Here is a 14,227-nt window from a genome sequence, read left to right as displayed (position 1 = left end):
CATGCTCCCTTCCTTATCGTGTCGTTGAAATAAAGTGCTGCCCGAGCAGCCGCGCGTGCATGCGGCAAGCGCGGCGCCCGATCACGAATGCGCGTACAGGTCGTCGGCGGCGTAGCGTGCGGCGCGCGACGGCGCGGCACCGCGATGGCCGGCCGGCGTCACCGCATCGGCCACGTTGTCGCCTTGCGACTTCGACGGGCCATTCTGGTCGGAACGCGCGACCTGCTCGGCAGCCGCGACGGCGTTCTCCGCGGCGGCGATGTCGTCCGGGTAGTGCGCTTCGCTGCCGGCCGGGTTGTAGCCGGCCTTCTCGAGACGGATGAGGTCGGCGCGCACTTCAGCACGCGTGAGGCTGTGGCCGGTATCGGCGAACGACAGCGCGGGGGCGATGGCGAGGACGGCAACGGCGAGGATTCGAGCGGCTTTCATGAAGGTTCTCCTTGAACGAAGTTGAGGTGTCGAGCACTGGGCATCCGGTGCGAACGCCTGGCACCGAACGTTTGCTGCATGTCGACAGTAGAACCCGCGCACGTATCCGGCATGTTTCCGGAACCGGGCTTTCTGCATGCCAGTTTTTCAGGAACGGCAGCAGATACAGTGCGATACACACCGGCTACGCGATGCACCACGAAAAAAAGGCGTGCCCCGCCGGGCACGCCTTCCTATCCGCTTCACGCTCACGCGTCACGTCACGGTGCGAGCCGCGTGAACACGTAATCGTGGTTCTTGACCCGCGCCTGATGGCACGCAAAGCACGTCTGATGCTGGCCGATATCGGCCGGCACGCCGTTGATGAAGCGCCCGAACCCCCAGCCGCCCGTCGCCGCATAGCGACGCGAGTCCTTCACCATGACCTGCACGGTCGTCGCCTGGCCGGGCACCGTCGCGGGCGCGAACTCGTCGGACTGCTTGCGCTTGTACGCGAGCTTCACGAGGATCGTGCCGTCCGGGAACGGCAGCGTCGCCTTTTCGAGCGCACGCATCGCAACCGGATTGCCGAGCACCACGCGCAACTCGTCGAGCGGTGCGGCCTCTTCGGCCGGCGCGACCATTTCCCACTTCCGGTAGCCGGGCGGAATCGTCACGCCGTAAATCGGCGATGCGGCCGCGGCCGGCTTCGACTGTTCCGCGAACGCGGCCGGGCCGCTCGCCGACCACGCGCCGGCCAGCAGCACGCCCGCGACGAACGCGCGGCGCGCGCCGCGCCGCCATCCCCCCACGCGGGCCCGCATCACAGATGCTCCACTTGCAGGATCGCATCGGCGAAGGCCTGCGGCGCTTCCTGCGGCAGGTTGTGGCCGATGCCGCCGGTAATGGTCCGGTGCTGGTACTTGCCGGTGAACTTCTTCGCGTACGCGGCCGGGGCCGGATGCGGCGCGCCGTTCGCGTCGCCTTCCATCGTGATCGTCGGCACGGCGATCGAAGGCCCGGCCGCGAGACGCCGCTCGATGTCGTCGTATTTCGCTTCGCCCTGCGCGAGCCCGAGACGCCAGCGATAGTTGTGGATCACGACGGCCACGTGATCGGGATTCCGGAACGATGCGGCCGAGCGCGCGTAGGTCTCGTCGGAGAACTGCCACTTCGGCGACGCGAGTTGCCAGATCAGCTTGTTGAACGCGTCGCGGTTCTGCGCGTAGCCGAGTTCGCCGCGCTCGGTCGAGAAGTAGAACTGATACCACCACTGCAGTTCGGCCTGCGGCGGCAGCGGCTTGGCATTCGCCGCCTGGCTGCCGATCAGGTAGCCGCTCACCGACACCAGCGCCTTCACGCGCTGCGGCCACAGCGCCGCGATGACGTCGGCCGTGCGCGCGCCCCAGTCGTAGCCGCCGAATATCGCGTGGTCGATCTTCAGCGCATCCATCAGCGCGACGATGTCGACGGCCGTCACCGCCTGCTGGCCGTTGCGCACCGTGTCGGCCGAGCGGAACGTCGTCGAGCCGTAGCCGCGCAGGTACGGCACGATCACGCGATAGCCGGCCGCGACGAGCAGCGGCGCGACGTCCGCGTAGCTGTAGATGTCGTACGGCCAGCCGTGCAGCAGGAACACGACCGGGCCTTGCTTCGGGCCGAGATCCGCATAACCGACGTTGAGCACGCCCGCATCGATCTGGTGGATCGTACCCAGCGACGCGACGCCGGCCGGGCGCTTCGCCGCCGATCCATCGGGCGCCGACTGCGCATGCGCGAGCGCGCTGAAGCCGAGGTCGGCCAGGCTCAGGCTTGCCAGCGTGGTGCCCAGGAGCAGGCGGCGGCGGGTGTTCACGGTATCGGTCATGACTCGTTCTCCATTGTCGATCGCTAAGAAAGAGGCCCGCGGCACGTGCGGGCAATCGGATGTCGTCGTTCGCGGCGGCAGCGGATGGCGCCGCGCCGCCGTGTGAATTGCTTCACCGGTTTTATATCCGAACCGTCCGGAGGCTTTGTATCTCAACGTATCCGTGTGCGAACACGACACACAGCGATTCAAAAATCGCGAGAAAAACGACGTTTCGGCGCGGCCGCGCGGCAGAAACGAAAACGGGCCGCGCACCAGGCCGGCCCGTATTCACTGCGCTTACTACGCCGCTTACGCGCGCCGCAACGGCCGGAACCCCGCACGCACTTCGCGCGCAAACAGTTCCGGTTCTTCCCATGCCGCGAAGTGCCCGCCCTTGTCGACTTCGTTGAAGTAGATCAGGTTGTGATAACTGCGCTCGGCCCAGCTGCGCGGCGCCTGGTAGATCTCGCCGGGAAACACCGTGATCGCGGCCGGCAGCGAGATATCCACCGCGTTGAAGTTGTTCGAGTGATCCTCCCAGTAGATCTGCGCGGACGACGTCGCGGTGTTCGTCAGCCAGTACAGCGAGATGTCGTCGAGGATCTCGTCGCGCGGAATCGAGCGTTCGGGCACGCCGCCGCTATACGTCCACTGCGAGATCTTGTCGTACATCCACGCAGCCTGCCCGGACGGCGAATCGGCAAGCGCATAGCCGACCGTCTGCGGCCGCGTGACCATCATCGCCGAGTAGCCGCAATTGTCGCGATAGAACGTCGCGAGCTTCTCGTACGCGGCCTTCTCCTTCGGCGTCAACGAAGCCGGCGCGGGCGCATCGATCTCGAGCAGCGTCGCGATATCCGGCGGCACCGTCGCCGGCATGTTCACGTGAATCCCGGCCAGGCCCTGCACGCGCTGCATCGCCATCCGGTGCGAGATCACCGAGCCGCAGTCGCCGCCCTGCGACACGAAACGCGTATAGCCGAGCCGCGCCATCAACTCGCCCCACGCTCGCGCGATGTGGTCGGAGCCCCAGCCGGTCTTCGTCGGCCGGCCCGAGAAACCGAAGCCCGGCAGCGACGGCACGACGACGTGGAACGCATCGTCCGCGCTCGCGCCATGCGCGGTCGGGTCGGTCAGCGGGCCGATCGCCTTCAGCAGCTCGAAGATCGAGCCGGGCCAGCCGTGCGTCATGATCATCGGCATCGCGTTTGCGTGCCGCGACCGCACGTGAATGAAATGAATGTCGAGCCCGTCGATTTCGGTGATGAACATCGGGAAACCGTTCAGGCGCGCCTCGCCCTTGCGCCAGTCGTAGTCGGTGCCCCAGTAGCGCAGCAGCGCCTGCATGCGCTCGAGCCGCACGCCCTGCGATTCGTCGACGACGGTCTCGCGGCCCGGCCAGCGCGTCGCGACGATACGACGACGCAGATCGACCACGGCTTCATCGGGGATGTGGGCGGTGAACGGGCGTATGCCGCTCGCGCCGGTGGCCGCATGCAGCGCGGTGGGCAGCATCGCCGAGACCCCGGCGGCCACGGAAGTGGCCAGCAGGTGGCGACGCATCGGGGAAAACGGTGTGAAGGACATCGTTCGGCATCTCCTTTCGTGAAATGGAAAGTGAACATGCCGCGGGGGATCGCGCTCAGGCTTTCAATCCGGCGTGCCCATGTCACGCGGCGTCGCCCATTTGAAAGGTCGGATGTATCCCGAATTTGTCTGATTTGTACGCGTTTGTAGCTGCTGCGCGGCGAGCAGCGCTTGCGCGGCCGCTCGCCGGTGTCGCGCTCAGAGCGCGTTGACGATCGCGCCGTCGACGCGAATGTTCTGCCCGGTGATGTAGCCCGCGCCGTCCGACAGCAGGAACGCGACTGTCTTCGCGATCTCGCCGGTCTTGCCGAAGCGGCCGGCCGGAATGCGCGCGACGATCTGCGGCGTTTCCGGCCAGCTGTCGATGAAGCCCGGCAGCACCGCGTTCATCCGGATGTTCTCGGCCGCATAGCGTTCCGCGTACAGCCGCGTCCATGCGCTCAGCGCCGCGCGCAGCGCCGACGACACGGGCATCGGCTGCTCGGGTGCGTCCGCCGCGAAGCTCGATATATTGACCACCGCGCCGCCGCCCTGCTTCTGGAAGATCGGCGTCACGCGGCGCATCACGCGCACCACGTTCAGCAGGATCAGATCGAGCCCCGTGTGCCAGTTGTCGTCGGTGATCGCCAGCAGCTCGCCCTTCGGCGGATGGCCGGTGTTGTTCACGACCGCATCGATCCGGCCGTAGCGCGCGACCGTTTCCTGCACGAGCCGGTCGATATCGGCCTCTTCGGTCACCGAGCCCTTGATGCCGAAACCGCCGAGTTCGTCGCCAAGCGCCACCGCGCTGCCCGACGGCGACATCAGCGCGACGCGATAGCCCGTCGCCGCCAGTTCGCGCGCGATCGCCGCGCCCATGCCCTTGCCCGCCGCCGTGATCAACGCCACTTTTTCTACAGTCACGATCCGCTCCTCATTCTCATTCTGCCGCCGCGCAGCCGCCATTCGGCGCGCCATGGTGGTAATGTAGGCGCATCGCTTCCCACTGTCGAACCAGTATTTCTGCCGCCAGCCGATAGTTTTTCTACAGCCTGACGATGCCGCCACGTCCTTCCCGCCTGCCACCGCTGAATGCGCTTCGCGCGTTCGAAGTGTCCGCGCGGCACCTCAATTTCCGCGCGGCCGCCGACGAGATCGGCGTCACGCAGGGCGCCGTCGCGCAGCAGGTGCGCCACCTCGAGGACGTGCTCGGCCTGAAGCTGTTCGAGCGCCTGCCGCGCGGCCTCGCGCTCACGCACGACGGCGCCGCGTATTTCTCCGACGTGCAGCGCGCGCTGCACGCGATCGCCGACGCGACCGACAAGCTCGTGAAGCGGCGCGCCGCGCTGACGATCAGCACGACGCCGTCGTTCGCGTCGAAGTGGCTGATTCCGCGGCTCGCGCAGTTCACCGACGCGCATCCCGACTACGACGTGCGCGTGATCGCCGATCCGCAGATCGCGACGTTCCGCCATGACGGCGTCGATCTCGCGATCCGCTACGGCAAGCCGCCGTTCGGCAAGCATCTCGCCACTCATGCGCTGTTCCCGCTCGACGTGTGCGCGGTGTGCAGCCCGTCGGTGCTGACCGCGCCGGCTTCGCCGCGCGCGCTCGCCGGGCAGGTGCTGCTGCACGACGCGCACGACCTGTGGCCCGAGTTCCTCGCCGCGATGCCCGAACCGGTCGACGTCGATCCGCACAAGGGGCTGCGCTTCAACCAGACGTCGCTCGCGATCGATGCGGCCGTCGCCGGCCAGGGCATCGCGCTCGCGACCGAGCCTTTGGTCGAACGCGATATCGCAGCAGGCCGGCTGTGCAAGCCGTTCGATTTCGCGTTTCCGCTGTCGGTGGGGTTCTATCTCGTGTATCCAGCCGAGCGTCGCGACGACGACGCGATCGCGGTGATGCGCGAGTGGATGATCCAGGCCGCGTCGGACGGGCGGCCTTGAGTGGATCGAGCGCGCTTGACCAGCGTCAAGGCGCGATCCAGCGGGCTTCGTAGCCGCTTTCGTTCAGATCGAATACCGCGCGGCGATGGCCGGCGCGCGCGAGTTCGAGCCAGTCGATGCGCGTGATCGTCATGTGGATCAGGCAGAAGTTGTCGTAGCCGTCGCCGGTTGAGGCGGCGTTGTCGATATGCGCGTCTTCCGGTGAGGAGATCGGCGTGCCGGGCGGCAACGGCGCGCGATACAGCAGCAACGTATGCGGGCGGCTCGATGCCCAGATCGCGCGCCGTTGCGCTTCGTCGTCGCAGATCGATGCAACACCTTCCGCGCGAATCTGCGCGAGCGCGTCGAGATCATTCGCGACGATCGAGATGCGCGGATCGCGACGCAACTCCGCGACTTTCTCCGAACGCGCGTCGGTATGAAACGACAGCACGTGCGCGGTGCGGCTCACCTGACGCAATACGATCGTCCGGACCTTCGGCGCGCCATCGAGGCCGAGCGTCGCCGCCTGCAGCATCGTGAACGGCGAACGCTGTACGCTCACGCCGGATTCGAGGCAGGACCAGACGCGGTCGTAGGTTTGCGCGAGCGATTCGGAGGTCGAGTCGGACATGAGGCGGCGGCGATCGTCGGTGTTTCGATCGCGCAAGCTTAACCGCTTGTGTCGGCGACGGCTCGCATCGGATGCGCCGCAGCCGCCGTTGTGCCGCTCAGTTGTAGCCGAGCACGACCGGCGCCGCATCGCCGGCATCGGTCGCCGGCTCCGCGCCGAAGCGGCCGAGCACGTCGGCCACATACTGCGGCCCGGCGCTGATCTGCGACGACGGATGCTTTGCCGGCCGCTTGTCGCCGGTGTTCGCAGCCGCGCCCACCGCGGCCGTTTCGTTGATGGTGTTATTCATGTCGGTGTCTCCTCACGCGGCCCGCGCCGCACCATACGCGCGCACGAGACGCGCGACGCCTTCCCGGATCGCATCGACGTCCGGCGCGGCGAACGACAGGCGCAGCGACGCCGCGTCGACGTTGTCCGCGAAGAACGCCTTGCCGGGTACGAACACGATCTTGTTGGCGATCGCCTGTTGCAGCAGCCCGTCCGACGATACCGCGCCGAGCCGCGCCCACACGAACATCCCGCCTTCGGGACGATGGAATTCGATCGCATCGCCGAAGCCGTCGCGCAGCGCATCGCACATCGCGTCGCATTTGCGCCGGTACGCGGCCGTGATGCGCGGCAGATGGCGTTCGAGCGCGCCGTCCGCCAGATATTCGGCGGCGGTGGCCTGCGTCCACGGCGCGCTGCACAGGTCGACCGTCTGCTTCGCGATCACGCAGCGCCGCGCGATTTCGGCCGGCGCGATCGTCCAGCCCACGCGCAGCCCCGGCGCGACGATCTTCGACAGGCTCGCGAAATGCACGAGCCAGTCGCGCGCGCCATCCACCTCGCCGGCCAGCGCGAGCATCGACGGCACGGCTTCGCCCGCGAAACGCAGGTCGCCGTACGGATCGTCCTCGATGATCAGGAAACGGTATTGCGCCGCGAGACGCAGCAGCTTCAGCCGGCGTTCGCGCGTGAGCGTCGCGCCCGTCGGGTTCGCGAAAGTCGGGACCGTGTAGAGCAGCTTCGGCTGTGCGATCGCGCCGGATGCGAGTTGTTCGGCCAGACGATCGACGTCGACGCCTTCGCCGTCGACCGGAATCGTCACGATGCGCGCCTGTTGCAAACGCATCGCCTGCAGCGTGGCCGGGTACGCCGGTTGTTCGGTCAGCACGACGTCGCCGGGCGACACCATCACGCGCAGCAGCAGGTCGAGACCTTGCTGCGAGCCGGTCGTGACGAGCAGCTCGGCCGGCGTGCACGCGACGCCGCGACGCGCCATCAGCGCGATCAGTTGCTGCTTCAGTTCGGCGAGGCCGTCGGTCGGGCCGTATTGCAGACAGCGGATGGGCTGCCCATACGCACGTTCGGCCGCCGCGTTCAGGCCGTCGACGTCGAACAGGTCGCTGGCCGGATAGCCGCCCGCGAAGGAAATCATGCCCGGTTCGGACAGGTACTTGAACAACTCGCGGATCGGCGAGCCGGCGGGGTTTTGGAACGAGGGCGTGAACGCGTACATGTCGTCGTGTGCAGGTGGGCGCGGACGGCCGGGATAGCCGTCGAGCGCCGGCCGCCAAGGCGCTTCTGGCGCCGCGGCGGTGAATTCGAGCCACGATTGTCGATAGTCATTAAGGGCTCGGCAAACGATATCTATGCACTAGGTCTTGCGGTTTGGTCATTACATCGCGGTTGGGCGGGTGTTGGCGGCGCGTGGGGATGCGGGGTTCGGTGGCGGTTCGTCGAACGGGTGTTTGATTCGGGCGATTGTTTCGCCGGGGTGGTCACGGCGATCACCGCTGCTTTCCTGGCTTGGGTGGTTCGGCGAGAATCGTGGGTGGCGCCGCTTCAACGCAACGACCGCCCGGGCGGCGGGACCATTCTCAGCGAAGCCAAATCGGAAATTTTGCCGCGACCCAATCGAACGTGGTGGGTGGCAGCGAGATCGACCTTTCACTGTCGTCCTCATCCGATGCGTCGAAATAATCCAACTTGTTCTTACGGATGATGGTCGAGTCCTCACCCGGCCGGCCGTCCCAAAAAACGAAAAATGGTCGCGTAGCAAGCGTCGAGCCATGTGCATCGCTGACGACGAGTTTGACCTGCTCATTCTGATCACCCAAAAAACCATTGCTGCGGACACCGCTTCCGCAGATGTTGACGATGTAGGTTATGCCGTCGACCTGTTTGACACCACCATCCATCTTGACGTTGTAGTTGAAGCGCTGACAATCGGTACGGTCAATCATGATTCCGCGATAGCCTACCAAGTAGACGAATGCGAAAAAAACGAGTGTGACGATCGCGGCGCCTGCGCGCTTCGCTCGGCTGAAACGGTTGAAATTTCTGACGAGCCGGTACACGTAGAACCCGAAGATGATCGACGTGATGGCGAAGATCGCCAGCTTCGTGTTCATGACCGAGACAAGTACGATCCCGTTCCTCACGTTGCGCGGTAAGAACAGCCAGCCGATATCGACAACCAGATATATGGCGACCACCGACAAGACTACTTTGAGGATGGTCATTGCCACTTTCATTGCTCGGCCGGAATGGTTCTGTATACGGTGTCAATTTTCAGAATGATCGGCTTGTCCAGCTTGATGAGTTTGGGCTAGCTGTAGACCACGAAGTCGCCGCCACAACTATCCACGGATCTCCAGTGTCGGTACGTCTTGTTATGCTTCGACCAGTAGACATCCTTCTCTCGAAATTCCCGAAATCTCCTGGTTCGTCTGTCGACCGCCCTATTGAACTCGATTCCGTACAGAGATAGTGCGGAATCTCCTGAGTGGAACTTTTAAAAATGATCGACTATGTTTCGATCATGCAGGAGCGGCCAACGTGACTCGGACTCGACCTGCACACTTGAGAAGTGTTACAGATCGATAACGGAGCGACAAAAAAAATGAAAAATGGGGAAATTAAAGAGTATCGAAGCATCGCACGCACGATGATCTTTGGCGCATGCATCACTTCACTGACCTTAGCAGGGTGCAGTGCCGTACCAGACAAGCAGTATCAACAAGTTGGCTTCCAATCCAGGTCATGCACAATCGATAAAGTCGGCCGACGCGCCGACTGTCCAGCTACCCAAGCGGGCGTTACGGAGAACAACGATGGTCGCGTGGAAAGGCGCTTCAGCGTGGCCTTTCTCGAATACTGCGAACTGGAGAGCGAGGCATGCAAGGGGCCGGGCCAACTGTTCGCGCCAAATCAGCTACACGCCATCCTGCAGAAAATCGAGAATTCAAATACCGCGGGAGAAGCAACGTTTGTCGCTGTCTACGTGCATGGCTGGCACCATAGCGCCAGCCCCGACGACGAGAACGTCAAATATTTCGACCATATGCTGGCGCGGTACAAGGATGCACTGTCGCGCGCGGGGCAAGCGAATACGCAGGTACTCGGTGTTTATGTTGGCTGGCGGGGAGAAAGCATCTCAACGCCAGTAGCAAGCGTCTTTACAATCGCGAACCGTGCACGCGCGGCAGATTCGATCGCCACAAGTGGCACGATGGCATCCGATTTGGCCGATATTGCTCGCGCTGTCCAGAAGGGCCCCACAGCAAACCGTATGATTGTGACCGGTCATTCCTTGGGTGGCAGAATCTTATCGCGCGCCCTGTTACCCACGTTCATGAAAACAGACCAGCCTCTTGGAGAAAAGACGCTGATCGTTACATTGAATGCGGCTATTGGAGCAGACGCTTACTATGACCTCTATCACGACTCCACACGCCTTGCGCCGACTGCATCCACACCAACATGGCTGAACATCACGAGCCGCGACGATTGGACAACTCGACGTACCTATCCGTTTGCACACCTGCTGGGCAACATGCATCCCGACCATCCGGGGGACGATTCAAGTGGCAGCACCATCGGTCACTATCCCTCCTACAAAACGCATCAGATAAGTTTTGCGGATTGCAACGCCGTGGGATGCGGAGACAAGAGCCGTATAGCGGCACTTCTCACAGAAAATTACTGGCTGCCGGCTCCCTATCATTTCTTCGTGCTGCAATACGTTCCTGAAAGCCTTGAAGCTGGTGCAAACACGTGCGGCTTGATACGAGAATATCCATACAATCAGAACGCAACGGAAGCGATGACAGCCACGGGCATTTGTACCAAGATGGTGGGAAGTGAGTCACCCCATACAGGCCGAAAGCAGTTTCCCGCCAATGGTCACCTCTGGAACATTGAAGGCGATTCGACTGTCATCGACACCGATGGTTTACAGGCGACGGGCACTCCTGTTCACAACGCTACGACGCAGACCAACCTTGCGACCATACTGGTGCGCTTGCTGTATGCCAACCAATAAGATGAGCGCGCAGTTCACAGCATGATTCCTTGCGTATGAAGCCTATTGTGGCGGAGATAAAAGGCGTTTCGCATTGCGTTAGTGGCGGGCCGGCGATGACCGCCCCACCACTAACGTCATTCCATCACGCGGAAGCGCCCCGATTAGCCTCAATCACCGTCAACGCAGCCATATTCACGATCCGCCGCACAGTTGCACTCGAAGTAAGAATATTCACGGGAGCATTAACGCCCAACAGGAACGGCCCCACCGCCACATTACTCCCCGCCTCGGTCTTGAGCAGGTTGTACGCGATATTCCCCGCATCCACATTCGGACAAACCAGCAAATTCGCCGCCCCCTTCAACGGCGACATCGGCAGCAGCTTTGCCCGCAGCCCTTCATCGAGCGCGCAGTCGCCATGCATCTCGCCATCCGCTTCGATATCCGGCGCCTGTTCCCGCACGATCTCCAGCGCGCGGCGCATCTTCACGCCCGAAGCCGCACTCCCCGACCCGAAATTCGACCGCGACAGCAGCGCGACCTTCGGCGTCAGATTCAACCATTCCATCTGCCGCGCCGCCGCGATCGTGAATTCCGCGATCTGCTCCGCATCGGGGTTGTCGTTCACGTGCGTATCGACCAGCGCGACCGTTCGCTGATCGAGCAACAGGATGTTCATTGCCGCGTAGGTCGACGCACCCGGTTTCTTGCCGATCACTTCGTCCACGAACCGCAGGTGATTGTGATACTCGCCCACCGTCCCGCAGATCATCCCGTCCGCGTCGCCGAGCTGCACCATCATCGCGCCGATCAGCGTCAGGCGGCGGCGCATTTCCACGCGCGCCATTTCCTTCGAAATACCGTCGCGGCAGCGCAGCTCCCAATACTTCGTCCAGTACTGCGGGAAACGCTCGTCATATTCGGGATTGGTCACTTCGACATCCTGACCGAGTCGCACGCGCAGCCCAAATCGCTCGATGCGCGCGAGCAGCACCTCCGGACGCCCGACCAGAATCGGCCGCGCAAGCTTCTCGTCGACGATCACCTGCACCGCACGCAGCACCCGCTCGTCCTCGCCTTCGGTGAACACGATCCGCGCCTTGCCGCCGTCACGCACGAGCTGGCGCGCGGTCGCGAACAGCGGCTTCATGAACGCGCCCGAGTGATAGACGAATTGCTGCAGCTGCTCGACGTACGCGTCGAGATTCGCGAGCGGACGCGTCGCCACGCCGCCTTCCATCGCCGCCTTCGCGACGGCCGGCGCGATCCGTACGATCAGGCGCGGGTCGAACGGCTTCGGAATCAGGTATTGCGGGCCGAACGACACGTCGTACGCGCCATAGGCCGCCGCGACGACTTCGTTCTGCTCTTCCTCGGCGAGCCCGGCGATTGCGTGCACCGCGGCAATTTCCATCTCGCGCGTGATCGTCGTCGCGCCCACGTCCAGCGCGCCGCGGAAAATGTACGGGAAGCACAGCACGTTGTTGACCTGGTTCGGATAATCCGAGCGGCCCGTCGCGATCACGACATCGTCGCGGGTCTCATGCGCCAGTTCCGGGAAGATTTCCGGCGTCGGGTTGGCCAGCGCGAGAATCAGCGGACGCGCCGCCATCTGCTTGAGCATCTCCGCCGTGAGGATGCCGCCGACCGACAGCCCCAGGAACACATCCGCGCCGCCGATCACTTCGGCGAGCTTGCGCGCCTCGGTTTCCTGCGCGAAGCGCGACTTGGCCGGGTCCATCAGCGTGGTACGGCCGCGATAGACGACGCCCTCGATGTCGGTCACCCACACGTTTTCCACCGGCAGCCCGAGGTCGACCAGCAGGTCCAGACACGCCAGCGCGGCCGCACCGGCGCCGGACGTCACGACCTTCACTTCCTTGATGGATTTCCCGACGACCTTCAGCCCGTTGATGAACGCGGCGGAAACGGTAATGGCGGTGCCGTGCTGATCATCGTGGAAGACGGGAATCTTCATGCGTTCGCGCAGCTTCTGCTCGACGGTGAAGCATTCCGGCGCCTTGATGTCCTCGAGATTGATGCCGCCGAACGTCGGTTCGAGGCCGGCGATGATGTCGACCAGCTTGTCCGGGTCGGCCTCGTTGATCTCGATGTCGAACACGTCGATCCCGGCGAACTTCTTGAACAGGACGGCCTTGCCTTCCATCACCGGCTTCGACGCGAGCGGGCCGATGTTGCCGAGGCCGAGCACCGCGGTGCCGTTGGTGATCACGCCGACCAGATTGCCGCGGCTCGTGAAGCGGTGGGCCTGCAGCGGATCGGCGGCGATCGACTCGCACACGCTCGCCACGCCGGGCGTATAGGCCAGCGCCAGATCGCGCTGCGTCACCAGCGGCTTGCTCGCCACGACCGAGATTTTCCCGGGGGTCGGAAACTCGTGATAGTCGAACGCGGCCTGCTGCTGTGTCTCTGTCTGTTTCATGTTGTGGTCCCGGCGTGGGCGCCAGGCCAGTCCCGGCGCGATCCATGAAGGTGATTCTAGGGATCCGCCATAACGTGACGATTTTGTTTTAGTATCGGCCCATCACTTTTTCATGATGCATACATGACTAGTCAATGAATTTTGACGCAAACGACGTGGTCAGGCGGCTGGGCGCGCGTCTGAAGATTCGGCATCTGGTGTTGTTGCTGCAGATCCAGCAGCACGGATCGCTGACGCGCGTCGCCGAGCACATGGCGAGCAGCCAGCCGGCCGTGACGAACGCGCTGTCCGAGCTGGAGAGCATGTTCGGCACGCCGCTGTTCGAACGCTCGTCGCGCGGCATGCGGCCCACCGCGCTCGGCGCGGTCGTGCTCGAACGGGCGAAGGCGATGATCAAGGATCTCGACCACCTCGCCCGCGAGATGGAGACCGTCGCCGCCGGGCATGCGGCCCATCTGCACATCGGCGTGATTCCGTTCATCTCCGGCCAGATGCTGTCGGCCGCGCTGAAGCGGCTGCAAGCGCGCATGGAGCGGCGCCTGACCGTGACGATTCACGAAGGCACCAGCGATCAGCTGCTGCTGCAACTCCGCGATCACAGCGTCGACATCGTGATCGGGCGCGCGTCGTCGGCGATCGATCTCGGGCAGGTTTCGTTCGAAGTGCTGTACCAGCAGCAGCCGCGCATGATCGCGAGCCGGCGGCTGGCGGCCAAGCTCGCCCGCACGCCGCTGGACTGGCACAAGCTGCACGCGCTCGACTGGATTCTCGGCGCGCCGCATACGCCGATGCGCGAACAGGTGACCGACCTGTTCCTGTCGGCCGGCATCGCGCCGCCCGTGCCGATCGTCGAAAGCTACTCGTCGAAGCTGATCGGCGAAATGATCGCGTCGAGCGACGAGGCCGTGTCGATCGTGCCGGCCGATATCGCGGAGGAACTGGTGCGGATCGCCGGCGTGGCGATCGTGCCTTATTCGCTGGTGTGGACGTTGCCGCCGATCGCGCTGTTCACGCGCTCCGCCGATTCGCAATCGCCCGCGCGAGATCTGCTCGTCGACGCGCTACGCGCGGTATGCAAGGAGACGTACGGAGAAGTGCAGCGATAGCG

13 protein-coding genes are annotated in these 14,227 nt (G+C 64.0%); 3 read left to right on the top strand and 10 right to left on the bottom strand.

All coding sequences use genetic code 11. The features are described 5' to 3' along the window. Nucleotides 1-81: 81 nt before the first annotated feature. From J8I35_RS04155 to J8I35_RS04135, 5 genes are all read right to left on the bottom strand, one after another. Nucleotides 82-429: a DUF4148 domain-containing protein gene (locus tag J8I35_RS04155; RefSeq protein ID WP_209924578.1), complete on the bottom strand. Its 348-nt coding sequence runs from the start codon at nt 427-429 to the stop codon at nt 82-84. A 260-nt stretch (nt 430-689) separates the two neighbouring features. Continuing rightward, a complete protein-coding gene (locus tag J8I35_RS04150; protein ID WP_050017257.1) occupies nt 690-1,232 on the bottom strand; it encodes a cytochrome P460 family protein in 543 nt (180 codons plus the stop codon). Further along, nucleotides 1,232-2,275, bottom strand: coding sequence for an alpha/beta hydrolase (locus J8I35_RS04145; RefSeq protein ID WP_209924577.1), 1,044 nt, complete (start codon nt 2,273-2,275; stop codon nt 1,232-1,234). The genes J8I35_RS04150 and J8I35_RS04145 overlap by 1 nt, the downstream gene beginning before the upstream one ends. A 291-nt stretch (nt 2,276-2,566) precedes the next feature. Further along, nucleotides 2,567-3,844, bottom strand: coding sequence for an epoxide hydrolase (locus J8I35_RS04140; protein WP_124630874.1), 1,278 nt, complete (start codon nt 3,842-3,844; stop codon nt 2,567-2,569). A gap of 198 nt (nt 3,845-4,042) precedes the next feature. After that, complete coding sequence (locus J8I35_RS04135; RefSeq protein ID WP_124554383.1) at nt 4,043-4,747, bottom strand: SDR family oxidoreductase; 705 nt, start codon at nt 4,745-4,747, stop codon at nt 4,043-4,045. Nucleotides 4,748-4,881: 134 nt separating this feature from the next. Between J8I35_RS04135 and gcvA the strand changes: the two genes are divergently transcribed. Beyond that, entirely contained in the window at nt 4,882-5,772 is an 891-nt protein-coding gene (gcvA, locus tag J8I35_RS04130; protein WP_050017260.1) for a transcriptional regulator GcvA, read from the top strand. Between the two features lie 25 nt (nt 5,773-5,797). Here the strand turns inward: gcvA and J8I35_RS04125 are convergent, their stop codons facing one another. The 4 genes from J8I35_RS04125 to J8I35_RS04110 all read right to left on the bottom strand — a co-directional run bounded on the left by J8I35_RS04125 (nt 5,798) and on the right by J8I35_RS04110 (nt 8,892). Further along, a complete protein-coding gene (locus J8I35_RS04125; protein WP_209924576.1) occupies nt 5,798-6,385 on the bottom strand; it encodes a pyridoxamine 5'-phosphate oxidase family protein in 588 nt (195 codons plus the stop codon). A gap of 97 nt (nt 6,386-6,482) precedes the next feature. Next, a complete protein-coding gene (locus J8I35_RS04120; RefSeq protein WP_124638385.1) occupies nt 6,483-6,674 on the bottom strand; it encodes a hypothetical protein in 192 nt (63 codons plus the stop codon). 12 nt (nt 6,675-6,686) lie between these two features. Then, the gene (locus tag J8I35_RS04115; protein ID WP_209924575.1) at nt 6,687-7,886 is read right to left on the bottom strand and encodes a PLP-dependent aminotransferase family protein; all 1,200 of its coding nucleotides are present in this window, start codon (nt 7,884-7,886) and stop codon (nt 6,687-6,689) included. A gap of 361 nt (nt 7,887-8,247) precedes the next feature. Continuing rightward, complete coding sequence (locus J8I35_RS04110) at nt 8,248-8,892, bottom strand: hypothetical protein (protein ID WP_245170094.1); 645 nt, start codon at nt 8,890-8,892, stop codon at nt 8,248-8,250. Nucleotides 8,893-9,272: 380 nt separating this feature from the next. Here J8I35_RS04110 and J8I35_RS04105 point away from each other — a divergent pair, with 380 nt between their 5' ends. Next, the gene (locus J8I35_RS04105) at nt 9,273-10,694 is read left to right on the top strand and encodes a hypothetical protein (RefSeq protein WP_209924574.1); all 1,422 of its coding nucleotides are present in this window, start codon (nt 9,273-9,275) and stop codon (nt 10,692-10,694) included. 124 nt (nt 10,695-10,818) lie between these two features. Here J8I35_RS04105 and J8I35_RS04100 read toward each other — a convergent pair whose 3' ends face one another. Then, nucleotides 10,819-13,119, bottom strand: coding sequence for an NADP-dependent malic enzyme (locus J8I35_RS04100; protein ID WP_209924573.1), 2,301 nt, complete (start codon nt 13,117-13,119; stop codon nt 10,819-10,821). A gap of 134 nt (nt 13,120-13,253) precedes the next feature. Between J8I35_RS04100 and J8I35_RS04095 the strand changes: the two genes are divergently transcribed. Beyond that, nucleotides 13,254-14,225 (top strand): LysR substrate-binding domain-containing protein, encoded by a 972-nt coding sequence (locus J8I35_RS04095; RefSeq protein ID WP_050017265.1) that lies wholly within the window; start codon nt 13,254-13,256, stop codon nt 14,223-14,225. The last annotated feature ends 2 nt before the right edge of the window (nt 14,226-14,227 follow it).

This window comes from Burkholderia sp. CpTa8-5 (assembly GCF_017815045.1).
Classification (GTDB): Bacteria; Pseudomonadota; Gammaproteobacteria; order Burkholderiales; family Burkholderiaceae; genus Burkholderia; species Burkholderia sola.
The sequence above is the reverse complement of the archived record's forward strand: the minus strand, read 5'-3'. Positions and strand labels throughout refer to the sequence as shown.